A 14,431-nucleotide genomic window follows, 5' to 3' on the forward strand; every position below is an offset into this window, starting at 1 on the left:
CAATTCCGAATAGTTCGGCCTTTTTTAAACTTAAAGTAACAAGCAGGTCATTTATGCAGAAGAAAACATTAGCAGAGCGTATTTTTCACGCGGTCTGTTTTGAGGTGATTGCCATTATTATTACTGCACCACTTTTTTCGTGGTTGATGGATCGCTCCATCATGCAGATGGGAACGTTGGCAATTGTGCTTTCGACTACCGCGATGATCTGGAACGTCATTTATAACGCATTGTTCGATCGTTTCTGGCCTTCCAACCGTATTACCCGTAATGCCAAAGTGCGAACCTTCCATGCTCTGGGCTTTGAAGGTGGATTTATCATCATCGGTCTGGGGTTAGTGGTGGCAATATTAGGCGTGAGTGTTAAAACAGCATTCCTGATGGAGATTGGTTTCTTTCTTTTCTTTCTGCCTTATACCTATATCTTCAATCTGGCTTATGACACCTTAAGGGAGAAGATGATTAAGCACCGGGCCAGAAAGATGGAAATGCGACTGGCTGGAAATTATAAGAAGTAAAAACAATGGGGGAAATCTTCAGGTTTCCCCCTGTTAATATCGATTTTTTGTTGGTTCTTTTACCGATAACTCTTTCCCCACCTGTTTATCAACGGTGCTATAATCGACAGTGGCACGAATCCCATCGTATTTAATTTATTCGAATTTAATAAAGGCCCCATCACATAATGGAACAAACCAGCCTTGGTTTTCCTCCGTTAACCGTAACGGTTTTTATTGTGCTTGCCGTTTCTGCTCTGGCCATTGACCTGATAGCACACCGCAAGGATAAGCCTATTAGCTTGAAAAACGCCTCAATCTGGTGTCTGTTTTGGCTGTCTATCGGCCTCGGATTCGGTGGTTTTCTCTATGTTCAGCATGGTGCAGATATCGCCAGCCTGTACCTGACGGGTTATGCGCTGGAAGAGGTGCTGTCCGTCGATAATCTGTTTGTCATCATGGCTATCTTTGCCTGGTTTAAGATCCCGAACGGATATCGTCATCGGGTGCTCTACTGGGGCATCATGGGTGCCATTGTTTTCCGTGGTATTTTTGTGGCGATTGGTACCGGTTTATTGGCGTTAGGTCCTTGGGTGGAGATGTTATTTGCAGTGATAGTGTTCTTTACTGCGGTTATGATGTTACGTTCCAATCATGATGGTGACGAAATTGAAGATTATTCACGTCACCCGGCAAACCGTCTAGTACGGCGCTTTTTTCCGGTTTATCCAAAGCTGGTAGGCAATCACTTTTTGCTAAGTGCTGAGGAAGTAAAGGCGGATTTAGCCCGTCCTGAAAATAAAGATTTTGTTTTTCACGTGAAGAAAAACGTACGTTACGCCACCCCGTTATTCTTATGCGTAGCAGTGGTGGAAATTTCTGACGTGATGTTTGCTTTTGACAGCGTTCCTGCGGTGATTGCGGTTAGCCGTGAACCGTTAATCGTCTACTCAGCCATGATGTTTGCCGTACTGGGTTTGAGAACCTTTTACTTTGTGCTGGAGGCGTTACGTAACCATCTGGTTCATCTGGAAAAGGCAGTAATCTTCTTACTGTTCTTTGTTGGCTTTAAGCTGGCACTGAATGCCAGTGAGCATATATGGCATCACGGGTATGAGATCAGCGCAACCCTTAGCCTTGGTGTGGTATTAGCGGCGTTAGCCATCGGTATTTTGAGCAGTTTTATTTTTCCTGCTAAAGACGATAACTAGTTATATGCCGGTAACCCTGACTGAGCGTTACCGGTATACTCTGTATCAACCAGCGATAGTTACTGATTAACGATAACTTTATGATAGTTATCGTTATCCAGATTTCCTACTTCTAACGTAATTTCTGTTTCAACACCATTTGGCTGTGAAAAGGTACTTTTTGCCAGCGCCAGAATGGTTTTTGCCACGTCCTGTTTGATAGCGGCACTGCGTCCGGCAAACATTCTGAAATCAATGTGCATCACGGCTTTTTCTCTATCTGCCAGGCCAATTACCGATCTCTCTATTGGGGTAAGGTAGGTTTTAAAGTTAGAGGCATCAGATGAAATTAGCGGTAATACCGATTGATGGATCTGAATAACAAAAGACTCTAACTGTGATTGTGACGGCAGGTTAGGAGTATAAGTGATATGAATTTGAGGCATTGAGTAAGGTTCCGTTATGAGTTTTTTCAGTTTTATTTATATATACCGGATAATGTGGCATTTGGCACGAATAAATCCAATGAAAACATAGGGTAGGGGCGCTTATCCTGACGCCCCAGACAATCCTGATAATGCTGGCTACTTTTGCAGTTTTGCCAACAGCGTTTTTCGGGTAATACCCAACTGTTTAGCCGCTTCGGTTTTATTACCGCCGGTTTTCTCCAGCGCGGTTAAAATGGCCTCTTTTTCTACCAGTTCCAGCGGTTGAATAGGTTTATCCAAATCAAGGCTGTGAGGATGCTCTTCTGCGAACTGGTTAATACTTAACGGTAGCTCTTTCTCACTGATAAAGTCACCGGTCAGCAGAATAACCGCACGTTCAATCGTATTTTCTAATTCGCGAACATTACCCGGCCAGTTGTATTTCAGCAGCATATCCATGGCCTGCGGTGTAAAGCCTTTCACCGACTTACGGTTACGCTGAGCAAACTTCTCCAGAAAATGCATCGCCAGTGGAGGAATATCTTCCCGTCGTTCTCTTAAAGCTGGGGTATCGACGGTAACGACATTAAGGCGATAGTAGAGGTCCTGACGGAATTTTCCAGCTTCCACATCGGCCTTGAGGTCACGGTTGGTAGCGGCAATCAGCCGTACATCCACCGACAACGTTTGGTTACTGCCAACTCGCTGAATTTCCCGTTCCTGAATGGCCCGCAGCAACTTAGCCTGCATCAACAGAGAGACCTCACCAATCTCATCCAGAAACAGCGTACCTTTATCTGCTTCCATAAAGCGGCCTTCCCGACGCTTATCGGCTCCGGTAAAGGCACCTTTCTCATGGCCAAACAGCTCTGATTCCAACAGAGACTCACTGAGAGCCGCACAGTTAACGATCACCAGCGGTTGGTCTTTACGTAAGCTGTAGGCGTGAACTGAGCGGGCAATCAACTCTTTACCGGTGCCTGATTCTCCACATATCAATACCGTTGCTTCTGAGGGGGCGATCATCGCTACCATTTCCATCAGCCGTCGCATTTGCGGACTTCGCCCGATCATATTTGGATTATCCACCGTTAGCTGTTGGCGTAACTGCTGGTTCTCCGTTTTGAGATTCGTGTGCTCCAGCGCCCGTTCGATCGTTAGCTGCAACATATCGAAATCCAGTGGCTTGGTGAGATAATCGTATGCTCCGGCTTTGATGGCCTCTACGGCGGATTCTACATTTGAATAGGCCGTCATAATCAAAATAGGAATTGCCGGATTGTAGGCTTTGATGGCTTTCAATGCCTCAATACCATCCATTTCAGACATGCGAACATCGGTCAGAATCAGGTCGAATGGCGTTTGCCTGACCTGTTCCAGCGCTTCAAGGCCGTTATGAGCCAGCGTAACCTGATAACCCCAGCCCTTCATCAGTGCCTGAATAATCGTGCAGTGACTCAGATCGTCATCAACAACCAGAATATGAGCTTTATGAGTAGTCATGGTCAGATGCCTCCTGTATTGATGGGCTGTGTTTCACTGGAATCGTCAGCTCAAAGCTGGTGCCCGTTGAGAGTTGGCTGGTAACGCTTATTTTACCCTGATGCTCTTCCACCACTTTTTGAACCACCGTCAGGCCAAGGCCGGTGCCAGAGGCTTTAGTGGTAAAGTATGGGTTAAAAATATTGGTCAGATCGTCAGCAGGAATACCTTTTCCTGAATCTTTAATGACGATCTGTAGCTCTGAATCCGCATTGATATTCAGATGAACTTCCAGGGTACCGTTGCTGCCAATAGCCTGAATTGCATTCAGATAAAGGTTTAGCAGCGCTTGAGTAAAGCGATCCGGGTCGATATCAACCAGCGGTAAATCGGGCTCAACATTAAACAGAATGTTGATATGTTTCGCTTCTGCATCCTGACGTATCAGATGAAGTGAGTGCTCAATCACATCACAAATATTCACCCGCTGAATTCTTAAGTCAGTTGGGCGAACCAGTTCCAGTAGTTCGGTTATAACCCGGTTTAAACGGTCAACTTCTTTTGCCATGACTTTCGCCAGTTCTTGCTCTTCACTGCCTTGTTCTGAGCGACCTTCAAAGTATTTAGCAAAGCCTTTAATCGAGGAGAGTGGGTTTCTGATTTCATGTGCAACGCCAGCGGCCAGATTACCGATAGCAGCCATTTTTTCTTTACGCCGAATCTCTTCCTGCAACTGGCGAACTTCACGCATATCCCGGAAGATAAACACGTTACCTAAAAAGTTTCCGCTGTTATTAACGATGTTAGCCACGCTGATACTAAGAGGGATGGTCTGACCCGAGCTCAGCGTATAGTTAATTTCGCGCTCTATCACCGGCTGATGGTTATGCTCACTGCCAGCCAGTTGGTTCCAGCTGTCGGGAAGCGCCTGTTTGATATTACGGCCAGACAGCCCAATAGCGCTGTGTCCGAGAATTTTTTCTGCAGTATGGTTTACCACGCTAATTTGCCGGTGTTCGTTGGTGGTGATTAATCCAATTGGCAAATTGCTGATGATCTCGGTTGAGAAAGCTTTCGAGTCCTGTAACTGACGGCTGGAGCGCTGGTAACGTTTGGCCCAAAATAGCGATAGTATGCTGGCTAAGGCCAACAGACCAAGAATAGACAGAAAGATTATCGTATTGCGAATGTCTTTTGCCTGTGAGGCTTCTAATGTGGAGGTATCAAAGCCGGTAAAGATCACATTACGATCCTGATCTTCATCCTCGATATCATCAGACCAGTAGGTGTCCGGCCTTTTGTTCCCCATATGCATGCGATGGCCAGCCATACGTTTCAATGGTTTAAAGAAACGATAGACCTCAAAGGCGTTTTGATGTTTGTCTTGCCCGTCAGCAAAAGGTGTAATGCGCCACTGTTCCGTTTGAGCCACATGCAGATTTTGCATTTCCTGTAGGGTGTAAAGCTGAGAGCCTACTTTATCCGGATCGCTGTGGGCCAGGATCCTGCCGGAAGTATCGGTAATAGCGATATACAGAATACCGGGTTGATAGGCCATCTCTTCCAGTAGCGTTTGTCGTTGGTCGTGACGCCAACGCATTCCCATTCCGGTACGGGTACCTGATTCGAAAGCGCGTATTAATACCGTGCTTTTTTCCAGCAGCGTTTGAATTTCAATATCACGCCCCCGGTTCAGATCTTTGAGCGTCACGGTAATAATGACGGCAATCAGAATAATGACGGAGCCGATAAAGAACCATGAGGGTAAAATGGCGGGTAGCCCCGGTCTCCACTTAAGCGCTTTCACTACAGGTATCCTTTTCGTTGGCGTGAGGAAGATCATCACCGGACATGGTTAACGTATCATGCGGGTAATAATTACTCACACTATAAACTGAACGGGTAATAATTACCCGATCTTCCTGACCATATCTCATCATTCAAACCTCAAGCCAAGGGTAACTAAAATTTATTGATTAACCGATAAAAGCGCAGCGGTTAGGGTGAATGCCTGCTGTAATGCGCTCTGACGGCCAGATTACGTATCTTAAAGCGTGCCTATAGCCATTCAATTTTCGTGCCAGAGCAAAACTGGCACGCCAGTTGCAATATCAGATTAAACCACAGAGTGACGTTTCACTTATTTATTGATACACCAACAGAAGGAAATTAATTATGACTCTGAATAAAACTGCTATTGCTGCTGTACTTTCGCTTGCTGCCCTGACCGGATTTGGTGGTGTTGCTATGGCACAAAGCGAAACCGCACCTCAGCCAGTTATGAATGGTCAGCCAATGATGGGACATAACGGAATGAAACAAGGTCAGGGTTATCACCGTGGCTTTATGGCTAACCTGACGCCAGAGCAGCAAGCAACCAGCCAGAAAATATTCAATGAGTTCCAGACTAAAAGTGCTGACCTGCGTCAGAAAATGATGTCTAAAAACTATGAATACAAAGCGCTGTTAACCAGTAATCCGCTGGATGAGCAGAAGGTTCAGGCGGTAAGTAAAGAGATCGATGAATTACGTAATGCTCTTCACCAGAACCGCGTTGCAATGGACATTGAAATGGCTAAAGCCGGTATGCCAATGACAGGCCGCCACATGGGTATGGGAATGGGCGACCACATGGGTGGTAAAGGTATGCATAGTGGTCAGGGTATGCACGGTGGAAGAGGATGCCGTTAATTGTTATTGTTCGATGAGTAATGGTTTTTAAATAGTCAATCGTCGGGAGAGACGGGCGTTGGGGTCGACTTGGCGTAAGCCAACGAAGTGCCCCTAGCCCGGCTAGGCCCGACGCACATCGATGTTAAGTACAGATGGTCTTCCGGCCGGGCACATTAGTGATATAGGTATTTAGCTTTTACGGCCGGAATATCCACTGAGTCTGAAATAAAAAACTTTCCAACAGCACCCAATTTATCTCTGTAACTTTTTATAGTTGAAAGAGCTAACCAACGACTGATTCTCTAATCACCAACTCCGGTAAAAACAAAAATTCCTCTACTTCAATGGCTGGATTATCCAGCCGGGCGATAAGTCGGTCGACCATCACGGTCGCAATCTCGGTGAGCGGTGGAGCAACAGAGGTTAACGCCGGTGTAACCAGACTGGTGAGGAAGGTATTGTCGATACCCACTACCGAGATATCTTCAGGCACGCGAATGCCAGAAGCACGAAAACCGGCAATCAGGCCAATGGCCATCACATCGTTAACCGCAACGATACCGTCCGGTGGTGTTGGTTGCTGGCTAATGGTTTTTGCCAACGCTTTACCCAATTCGGTCATTTCGGCATCACCATAACCCGAGCGGGCTTTGCCTTCGATAATGCGATAATGATCTGATAAACCAGACTGTTGGGCGGCGTTGATAAAACCGCTAATTCGGTTCATTCGGCTCACGGTTTTACCGCTTTCAGTGACGAAGGCGATATTTTTGCAGCCCCGATCTATCAGGTGCTGAGCTGCAATTTTTCCCGCCTGAAAGTTATCCATGGAAATACTATCGCCAATCACTGAGCGCTCTGGCGAGTCGGGGTGAGTTTGCATATCGTAATTGACCATCACTAACCCACGGGCAATCGCATCATGAAAATGAGATTGCTCGGTCATGGTAGAAACAACAATCATGCCTCGGATCCCCTGAGAAAGCAGATCGTTAAGGAAGGTACGTTCCTCTTCCTGATTACGGTATGTATTACCTAATAAGACTCGATAGCCGTGTTGTTTGGCAGCGATATCTATTTCATGGGCCAATTCAGCAAAACTGGGGTTCACGATGGAGGGAACCAGTAACCCCAGCATGTTCACCTGTCCGGTTTTTAGCTGGCGGGCAGCGCGATTAGGAGAAAACTGCAATTCGATAATGGCAGCTTCAATTCGCGCCAGTGTTTCTGGCCTCATGCGATTAGTTCGGCCATTGAGCAGGTTAGATACGGTGCTGACGGAAACCCCAGCGCGCTGTGCTACATCACGTATGTTTGCCATGTTTCCCCGATTTATAGCGAACAGCCCGGAAAACACCGGGCTGTCGATACTCATTTGCCAACCAGCAACCGCTTAAGGTGCCATCTGGCCGCCATTAACGTCAATAATTTGACCGGTAATGTAACCGCTACAGGCGTGAGATGCCAGAAAGAGATAGGTTGGTGCGACTTCTTCACTGGTACCAAAGCGACCCATTGGAATGGTTGAGCTGATTTTTTCAATCAGTTCCTGGCTCTTGTCATTGTGAAATGCGGTATCAATGCTGCCCGGCGCAACCACGTTAAAACGAATGTTGTCTTTGGTGAACTCTTTTACCCAGTTGCGGTGCATATTGTGTAACCAGGCTTTAGAGCTGGCGTAGAGGCTGGCACCCATACCGCCACCTTCGCGTCCGGCAATAGAACCGCTGCTGATGACTGACGTGGTTTTTCCACTGGCTTTTGCCGCCGCACGCAAATGAGGAATGGCAAACTTAGTCACCATCATAGCTGAGCGGGCATTAAGGTTCATAACGTGGTCGTAAAACTCATCATCGATCGTTTCTAACCCACGGCGACCACCTAAGCCACCGGCGTTATTGATGAGTACATCCATTCCACCAAAACGTTCAACAAACGCACTGACGAGCTTTTCGCACTGTTCGGATTTGGATACGTCAGCAACAAAGTATTCGACGTCTCCACCCAATGCGGCCAGCTCTTCTCTGGCTTTCTGGCAGCTTTCATTACGCGAGCCGTTAATACCCACTTTTGCTCCGCTGCGGATGAATGCTTTAGCCGCTGCCAGACCAATACCTGCGGTGGAACCGGTGATAAGAACACGTTTACCTTGGAGATCGTTAAACATAAGTCTGTTTCCTGTTTTCATCTTCAGTTAAGTCGGCAGAACACGCTTTGACTATTCATGGCATGTTTACCCGTTTCGTTTTTTTGTTTGGTGTAACGATACACTCAATATCATAAAGTGCTACAAAAAGATCTATTGAACGCCTTTGGACGGAAAAAAGTATCGGTAGAAATAGCCGATACTTTTTTGTGATTTTCAGATAATCGACGATGTTAGCCTCACAATCGTGATTTTTTAGCTAAAAACCCTGATAAGTCAGTGGACTTGTTTTAGGTGTTTTAGCAAAAGAGATGAATTATCATTCTCATTACCATCTTGTGATTAAAGAGTCATTCAATGCTGTGTCCTGTACTGTCTGTTTTAAACCGGTTGGTGCTGCTGGTCGCACTGACTTTTTCCTTCTCGTGTTTTGCTTCATCCATCACGGTGACCGATATTGCCGACAGGCAGGTAACGCTAAATGCGCCAGTATCGCGAGTCATACTGGCAGACAGTAGGGCGTTGGTGGCCTTGAATATTCTGAATCCACAAAATCCTCTGCATGGCATTATCGCCTGGGATAATGCATTACAAGTAAAAGTGCCGGATATGGCACAGGCGTACAGCAAAAAATTTCCGGCAATAGATAAGGTTCCGGTATTTGCCAATCCCTATGCTTCTGATTTCAGCGTTGAGCGGGCGTTGAAAATGAAGCCCGACCTGGTGATATTTGATACCGGTTTGCTGGGTAAATTAAGGGATAGCGGTACGCTGAATCAGTTGGAAAAGTCAGGCGTTCCGGTGATTTTTATCGATTTCCGCCAGCAACCGTTGACCAATACCGTTGCCAGTATTCGATTGTTGGGCAAGGTATTCGGGGAAGAGAAAAATGGAGAAAAGTACATCTCTTTTTACCAACAGCGTTTATCATTGATTCAACAGCGGATTGCTACACTCGCTCCCCAGCAGCGGCCAACGGTATTTATTGAACGCCATGCCGGTATGACAGGTACAGAAAGCTGTTGTCATACTTTTGGTAAAGGCAATTTTGGTGAGTTTATTCAGGCTGCCGGAGGTAATAACCTGGGAAGCCAGTGGTTTGAAACCATGGGCGGTGAGATTAACGAAGAACAGCTTATTACTAGCCAGCCTCGTTTTTATCTGATGACCGCAGCAGACTGGAGCAGCGCCCATAAAGGTTCGGTTTCTATTCCTTTGGGATATGGTGCTGATGAGGAAATATCCCAAAAGATGCTGAAGGGATTAATGGAACGTCGTAGTCAGCGGGTACTCACTGCGGTGAAAGAGGGACGAGTGATGGCGTTTTATCATCAGTTTTACGATAGCCCATTTAATATTGCTGCCGTGGAGGCGATCGCTAAATTTCTTCATCCAACGCTGTTCCCGGATCTCGACCCATTAGCCGATCTAAAAATGATGCACCGCGAATTCTCTTCTCTGGAGTATCAGGGGCTATTTTGGATTAATGCTAAATAACCCTGCAAAGCGTGCTGGAATAAGGGTTTCAGCACGTTTTTTGTTTGTGATTATCTTTACATGCAACTGATAATGATTATTATAAGCATTCAATTAATATCTCCCCGTTAAGGTCCGAGAATGTCCTCAATGTTTCGTTTATCTCTGCTGGCTGGCTCAGTGTTGCTGGCTCATTCTGCATATGCAGTAACAGAATCTACTGATTCTGACTCATCAGGTCTGAAGGAGACGATGACCGTGGTTGGTAACTGGCTGGATGCCCAGGATAATAGTTCCATATTGCTCAACCATCCCGGTGCCCGAACCATTGTCACGGAAGAGAAAATGAAAGAGAAAGGCAGTGAAACCATCGCTGATGTATTGCGTGGGATTCCTGGGGTACAGGTTCGGGATAGCAACGGTACCGGAGGTAGTGATATCTCTCTAAACGTAGGGGTTAGGGGGTTAACGGCTCGTCTTTCACCGCGTTCCACCATTTTGATGGACGGAGTACCGCTGGCGGTAGCGCCATATGGTCAACCTCAATTATCTATGGCTCCGCTCTCGATTGGTAATTTACAGTCGGTAGATGTGATACGCGGCGGCGGCTCAGTACGCTATGGGCCACAAAACGTGGGTGGTGTTATCAATTTTGTGACTAAATCAATTCCGAAAAAATTTGGCGGAGATGCCAGCGTGCAAACTCAGGGGGCAGGAAAGGGCGGATTAAAAACGCTGACCAGCACCTCGGTGGGAGGAACGGCAGATAACGGTTTTGGTGCGGTATTACTCTACTCAGGACTACACGGGCAGGGCTATCGGGCAAGTAATGACAATACAGATATTGATGATGTGATGTTAAAAACCAGCTATGCCCTGACGGAGAAAGATCAGCTGGCGGCAAACTTCCATTATTATGATGCACAATCCGGTATGCCCGGTGGATTAACCAGTGCACAATATGCTGACGACCCATTCCAGGTTACCCGACCCTATGATGAATTTAGCGGCCGTCGTAAAGATGTTTCATTAAAATATAAACATCAGGAAGACGATCGCCAGTTTGAACTGCTCTCTTACTATACTGATAGCTACCGGGGGAGCGGTATTGAGTCTGAGGGCAGTGGTGCCAGTGCGGGTAAAAAGCGTATGGTGACTTATCCTCGGAATTACACCACCTACGGCATTGAACCAAGCTATTCACAGGTGTTTCATCACCAGTATGCGACTCAGGAGATAACCGTAGGTTATCGCTATCTGAAAGAGACAATGGACGAGAAAGCATACCGCTCCGGTTGGTATAACCCGGCTACTATTACTTCGGCACCGGACGCTACCGATTATTACCAGCACACCTCGGGTGGAACCGAAGCGCATGCTGTCTATCTGGACGATACCATTAACGTGGGAAACTGGACTCTGATTCCGGGGATTCGCTATGAGAATATCCGAACGCATGTTGATGATTCGTTTGCCGATACACACCGCAAAGAGCACTACAGCGAGCCGTTGCCTTCAATGAATGCGATGTACCATCTGACTGACGAATGGAAGCTGTTTGCTAACGCCAGCACTTCCTTTGGTAGCATGCAGTACTTCCAGTTATCTAAAGGGGGAAATGGTAACGATCCGGCTCCGGGGTTGAGTGCCGAAAAAGCACATACCTATGAAGTAGGTACTCGCTTTGATGACACCGTCTGGACTGGCGAATTCACTCTGTTCTATATCGATTTCGACAATCAGCTACAGTACATCAGCAATACCGTTGGCTGGACCAGTCTGGGTGCTACAAAACATAAGGGACTGGAGTTAGCACTAACTTATGATCTCAGCGATCTCAGCCGTGCTTTAGACGGCGCGAGTATTTACAGCAGTTACTCTTATACCAAAGCGACCAGCGATAACGGTGATTTTGCAGGTAAAGATTTGCCTTTCTACTCCCGTTCTGTTGTGACTGTCGGCTCTCGCTATCAAACGGGGAACTGGGTATGGAATGTTGACAGCTACGCCCAGTCGAAACAGCGTTCACCGGGAACCGGACCGAACTACATTACACAGGAGAGTGCCGATGGTCAGTTCGGTGATATCCCTGGCTACATGGTATGGAATTTCCGTGGTGAGTATGACTTTGGCCCTCAGGTATCAAACCTGAAAGTAGGCGCCGGCGTGAAGAACCTGTTTGATCAGCGCTATTACACGCGTTCCAATGATAATAACTTTGGCAAGTATGTTGGCGACCCACGGATCTATTTTGTACAGGCTTCGCTAGCGTTTTAAACAAGTTACAGAAACAGAGGGAGATATATTTCTCCCTCTGTTTCTACAGAACTAACCAATAAAGAACAAAGCTACAGATATATCATTGTTAGATTTTATTGATATCAAACTTATGAACTGTTTCACCATCGATCTCTAAAAAGGCATCGCGCAATATCTGTTGAGCATTTAATTGTTCAAATTTACGGTAATAAAGCGCTTCAAGTTCAGCTTGTGTCAGGCCCTGCTTAAATCCACTTTCTAAATTGGTTTGCCAGAAGACTTCTCCCGTATTCTTCCGGTAGTGACCTCTTAGCATTCCTTTCCACTGTGTGCCTAAATATGAAGACAGCAAATTATTTGTGTTATCGGATAATGGGTTAAAATCAAAACGGCTTCCTTTAGCAAAAAATATTAAATTATTGCACTGAGGACACTGATAGATTTGCCTGCAATATTGGGCCAGATGGTGAGCGTTTTCTTCCCATGCCTGGGTTGGCTCCAATTTATCCAACAGATCCCAATAATCCTGATTGGCAATATAGTGAGCCCTGTTGCTCATATATTCGAGACCATCAGAAATGGTATATCCACAACGACAATTAAATTTTGCCATGGCTATTATCTAATTACCCATTCAGCTGTGATAACCGGTTAAGATCGTCAAACGATGCGGTGATGGTTTCATCATTGCGAACTGCAGTGAGCTGTGCGCCATTCTCGGTGATTTGATAACCATTTTGCTTTAAATAACAGATTAGAGCGCGACGATGGTTAATATCGTAAAGGGAGATCATTCGGGGGAATGTGCTCAAGGCATCAAGATGGCTGTTGTGATAATCCAGATCGATATCTTCAGATTTGATCGTAACGCACATGATGCCACGCCCGTAGTCTGCCAGATAATAACCGCTGTTATTGAACATACCTGAAGCAATCATGCCGATAACATGTAAATCACGATCGTCTGCGGCAAATTCCGGGTTAGTGAGAATATCAATAGCGTTATCTTCACCATACTGCTTCAGGATGAGTGATTGCTGTAATAAATTGGGGGGAATATCCGACTTCGCGTTAGCCCATGCCCACATCCATGTTCCAGAAGAGTGGGACAACGTTCCCAGCACTTGCATCGGAAATGTCGCCTTACCGGCGAACTGAATGGTGCCTTTTTCTAGGTCTGTTTCCCAGGATAAGTCTTCGACTATATTACCCAAGGTATTCTGCTTTTCTAACGCAATGGTACCGTATCTTTCCAGTAATTCCTGCTGGTTTTTACAGGCTGACTCGCCTTCAAATTGGTGTATTTGATGGGCGGCTGACTTTTCTTTATTGCCGAAAAGTTTTCGAAAGAGATTCATTCTGATGTCCGTATAAAATGGTTATTCAAATATTCTAATAATAATCCATTTGGCTGACATCATTTATTCATGCAGGTAGTTTTAACAGGTATTTTTCACCCGGCTTAGTGTATTGAGAGTCATACTAAACCGGGAGATAAATATTATTAATTTAATAAATTGATTTTATTTATTTTTGTAGTTACTCAGATCATTCACCTTACACATGGCGATCAGGTGTTTTTTAGCGACGTTCTGATGAGTATCACTGGCCGCAATGGATGGACGACCAATATCGGCATTAGTAATAAAGTTTTCCCGATCAACATTAAAGGTAGCGACCACGGTATCTTCCTGAGTTTTACAATTAAATATATGGTCTTCAACGGTAAGTGAGTAAGGCGCATTATAGGCAGAGATATATTGGTTCTTGCTGAACTGAAATCCTAATCTCGCCATAAATAGATCGCCTTTACGTGAGCTATTTTTTTGGTCGAATAGCAGACGATAATCAGATGCGTTGTTTTCAGACAGCGTAACCCAGCTCACTTTCATGCTTTTGATCTGGCAAATGGCGGCAATATCCGCTTCCTGTTGTGGGTTTTCTGCACCACCACCAATCAGGACAGGAGCCGTATATTGGGAGGTACGCGTGCCACTGCCATAACCGTAATAGCGCTGTTGCAGTTTGCCGTTCTGATATTGATCGCGATATAGCGACCAGATTTTCTTGTTGGTACAGTCGTAGTTAAACCACAGCTGATGCTCCTGGCCATTGGTCAGCGTTATTTTTCTCATGGCATTCATCTTATCGTCCAGATGAATGATGGAGTTTGGCACAATGGTAGAGGCTTCAACTGCCGGAGATGAAGGGCCAGAAGCCACGCAGCCGGAGAGCAATACCGGTAACAGCAGCAGGGAAAACTTTTTCATTATCTTGTCC

At 45.9% G+C, this 14,431-nt stretch carries 14 protein-coding genes; 5 read left to right on the forward strand and 9 right to left on the reverse strand.

What is annotated here, in order from left to right:
- The first annotated feature begins 53 nt into the window (after positions 1-53).
- Positions 54-518 carry a multidrug/biocide efflux PACE transporter gene (locus tag EKN56_RS02455; protein ID WP_130590354.1) on the forward strand — a complete coding sequence of 155 codons (465 nt, stop codon included), beginning with the start codon at positions 54-56 and terminating at the stop codon, positions 516-518.
- Positions 519-685: 167 nt separating this feature from the next.
- Complete coding sequence (locus EKN56_RS02460; RefSeq protein ID WP_130590355.1) at positions 686-1,708, forward strand: TerC/Alx family metal homeostasis membrane protein; 1,023 nt, start codon at positions 686-688, stop codon at positions 1,706-1,708.
- Between the two features lie 59 nt (positions 1,709-1,767).
- Here EKN56_RS02460 and EKN56_RS02465 read toward each other — a convergent pair whose 3' ends face one another.
- The 4 genes from EKN56_RS02465 to EKN56_RS20820 all read right to left on the reverse strand — a co-directional run bounded on the left by EKN56_RS02465 (position 1,768) and on the right by EKN56_RS20820 (position 5,537).
- Positions 1,768-2,133, reverse strand: a complete 366-nt coding sequence (locus EKN56_RS02465) for a 5-carboxymethyl-2-hydroxymuconate Delta-isomerase (protein WP_130590356.1) — start codon at positions 2,131-2,133, stop codon at positions 1,768-1,770.
- A gap of 138 nt (positions 2,134-2,271) precedes the next feature.
- On the reverse strand, positions 2,272-3,618 hold the full coding sequence (locus EKN56_RS02470) for a sigma 54-interacting transcriptional regulator (RefSeq protein ID WP_130590357.1): 1,347 nt from the start codon (positions 3,616-3,618) through the stop codon (positions 2,272-2,274).
- Entirely contained in the window at positions 3,605-5,404 is a 1,800-nt protein-coding gene (locus EKN56_RS02475; protein ID WP_246019944.1) for an ATP-binding protein, read from the reverse strand. The genes EKN56_RS02470 and EKN56_RS02475 overlap by 14 nt, the downstream gene beginning before the upstream one ends.
- Positions 5,391-5,537: a hypothetical protein gene (locus EKN56_RS20820; protein ID WP_168189583.1), complete on the reverse strand. Its 147-nt coding sequence runs from the start codon at positions 5,535-5,537 to the stop codon at positions 5,391-5,393. The genes EKN56_RS02475 and EKN56_RS20820 overlap by 14 nt, the downstream gene beginning before the upstream one ends.
- A gap of 235 nt (positions 5,538-5,772) precedes the next feature.
- Here EKN56_RS20820 and EKN56_RS02480 point away from each other — a divergent pair, with 235 nt between their 5' ends.
- On the forward strand, positions 5,773-6,288 hold the full coding sequence (locus EKN56_RS02480; protein ID WP_130590358.1) for a periplasmic heavy metal sensor: 516 nt from the start codon (positions 5,773-5,775) through the stop codon (positions 6,286-6,288).
- 265 nt (positions 6,289-6,553) lie between these two features.
- Here the strand turns inward: EKN56_RS02480 and EKN56_RS02485 are convergent, their stop codons facing one another.
- Together EKN56_RS02485 and EKN56_RS02490 are read right to left on the reverse strand one after the other, a co-directional pair.
- Complete coding sequence (locus EKN56_RS02485; RefSeq protein WP_130590359.1) at positions 6,554-7,591, reverse strand: LacI family DNA-binding transcriptional regulator; 1,038 nt, start codon at positions 7,589-7,591, stop codon at positions 6,554-6,556.
- A gap of 72 nt (positions 7,592-7,663) precedes the next feature.
- Positions 7,664-8,437: an SDR family NAD(P)-dependent oxidoreductase gene (locus EKN56_RS02490; RefSeq protein WP_130590360.1), complete on the reverse strand. Its 774-nt coding sequence runs from the start codon at positions 8,435-8,437 to the stop codon at positions 7,664-7,666.
- A 336-nt stretch (positions 8,438-8,773) separates the two neighbouring features.
- Here EKN56_RS02490 and EKN56_RS02495 point away from each other — a divergent pair, with 336 nt between their 5' ends.
- Together EKN56_RS02495 and EKN56_RS02500 are read left to right on the forward strand one after the other, a co-directional pair.
- Positions 8,774-9,913 carry an ABC transporter substrate-binding protein gene (locus EKN56_RS02495; RefSeq protein ID WP_130590361.1) on the forward strand — a complete coding sequence of 380 codons (1,140 nt, stop codon included), beginning with the start codon at positions 8,774-8,776 and terminating at the stop codon, positions 9,911-9,913.
- Positions 9,914-10,144: 231 nt separating this feature from the next.
- Complete coding sequence (locus EKN56_RS02500; protein WP_407656545.1) at positions 10,145-12,169, forward strand: TonB-dependent receptor family protein; 2,025 nt, start codon at positions 10,145-10,147, stop codon at positions 12,167-12,169.
- An 88-nt stretch (positions 12,170-12,257) separates the two neighbouring features.
- On the opposite strand, the gene EKN56_RS02505 is transcribed toward EKN56_RS02500, so the two are convergent.
- From EKN56_RS02505 to EKN56_RS02515, 3 genes are all read right to left on the reverse strand, one after another.
- Positions 12,258-12,764, reverse strand: coding sequence for a hypothetical protein (locus EKN56_RS02505; RefSeq protein ID WP_130590363.1), 507 nt, complete (start codon positions 12,762-12,764; stop codon positions 12,258-12,260).
- 13 nt (positions 12,765-12,777) lie between these two features.
- Positions 12,778-13,509: a DUF6882 domain-containing protein gene (locus tag EKN56_RS02510; RefSeq protein ID WP_130590364.1), complete on the reverse strand. Its 732-nt coding sequence runs from the start codon at positions 13,507-13,509 to the stop codon at positions 12,778-12,780.
- A 165-nt stretch (positions 13,510-13,674) separates the two neighbouring features.
- Entirely contained in the window at positions 13,675-14,421 is a 747-nt protein-coding gene (locus tag EKN56_RS02515) for a hypothetical protein (RefSeq protein ID WP_130590365.1), read from the reverse strand.
- Positions 14,422-14,431: the final 10 nt, after the last annotated feature.

The sequence above is a fragment of the Limnobaculum zhutongyuii genome, from assembly GCF_004295645.1.
In the GTDB taxonomy this organism is placed as follows: domain Bacteria; phylum Pseudomonadota; class Gammaproteobacteria; order Enterobacterales; family Enterobacteriaceae; genus Limnobaculum; species Limnobaculum zhutongyuii.

What these genes read in the sequence shown, in the direction of transcription:
- EKN56_RS02455 (WP_130590354.1), top strand. Translation starts at nt 54, where the DNA reads ATGCAGAAGAAAACATTAGCAGAGCGTATTTTTCACGCGGTCTGTTTT.
- EKN56_RS02460 (WP_130590355.1), top strand. Translation starts at nt 686, where the DNA reads ATGGAACAAACCAGCCTTGGTTTTCCTCCGTTAACCGTAACGGTTTTT.
- EKN56_RS02465 (WP_130590356.1), bottom strand. Translation starts at nt 2,133, where the DNA reads ATGCCTCAAATTCATATCACTTATACTCCTAACCTGCCGTCACAATCA.
- EKN56_RS02470 (WP_130590357.1), bottom strand. Translation starts at nt 3,618, where the DNA reads ATGACTACTCATAAAGCTCATATTCTGGTTGTTGATGACGATCTGAGT.
- EKN56_RS20820 (WP_168189583.1), bottom strand. Translation starts at nt 5,537, where the DNA reads ATGATGAGATATGGTCAGGAAGATCGGGTAATTATTACCCGTTCAGTT.
- EKN56_RS02480 (WP_130590358.1), top strand. Translation starts at nt 5,773, where the DNA reads ATGACTCTGAATAAAACTGCTATTGCTGCTGTACTTTCGCTTGCTGCC.
- EKN56_RS02485 (WP_130590359.1), bottom strand. Translation starts at nt 7,591, where the DNA reads ATGGCAAACATACGTGATGTAGCACAGCGCGCTGGGGTTTCCGTCAGC.
- EKN56_RS02490 (WP_130590360.1), bottom strand. Translation starts at nt 8,437, where the DNA reads ATGTTTAACGATCTCCAAGGTAAACGTGTTCTTATCACCGGTTCCACC.
- EKN56_RS02495 (WP_130590361.1), top strand. Translation starts at nt 8,774, where the DNA reads ATGCTGTGTCCTGTACTGTCTGTTTTAAACCGGTTGGTGCTGCTGGTC.
- EKN56_RS02500 (WP_407656545.1), top strand. Translation starts at nt 10,145, where the DNA reads ATGACCGTGGTTGGTAACTGGCTGGATGCCCAGGATAATAGTTCCATA.
- EKN56_RS02505 (WP_130590363.1), bottom strand. Translation starts at nt 12,764, where the DNA reads ATGGCAAAATTTAATTGTCGTTGTGGATATACCATTTCTGATGGTCTC.
- EKN56_RS02510 (WP_130590364.1), bottom strand. Translation starts at nt 13,509, where the DNA reads ATGAATCTCTTTCGAAAACTTTTCGGCAATAAAGAAAAGTCAGCCGCC.
- EKN56_RS02515 (WP_130590365.1), bottom strand. Translation starts at nt 14,421, where the DNA reads ATGAAAAAGTTTTCCCTGCTGCTGTTACCGGTATTGCTCTCCGGCTGC.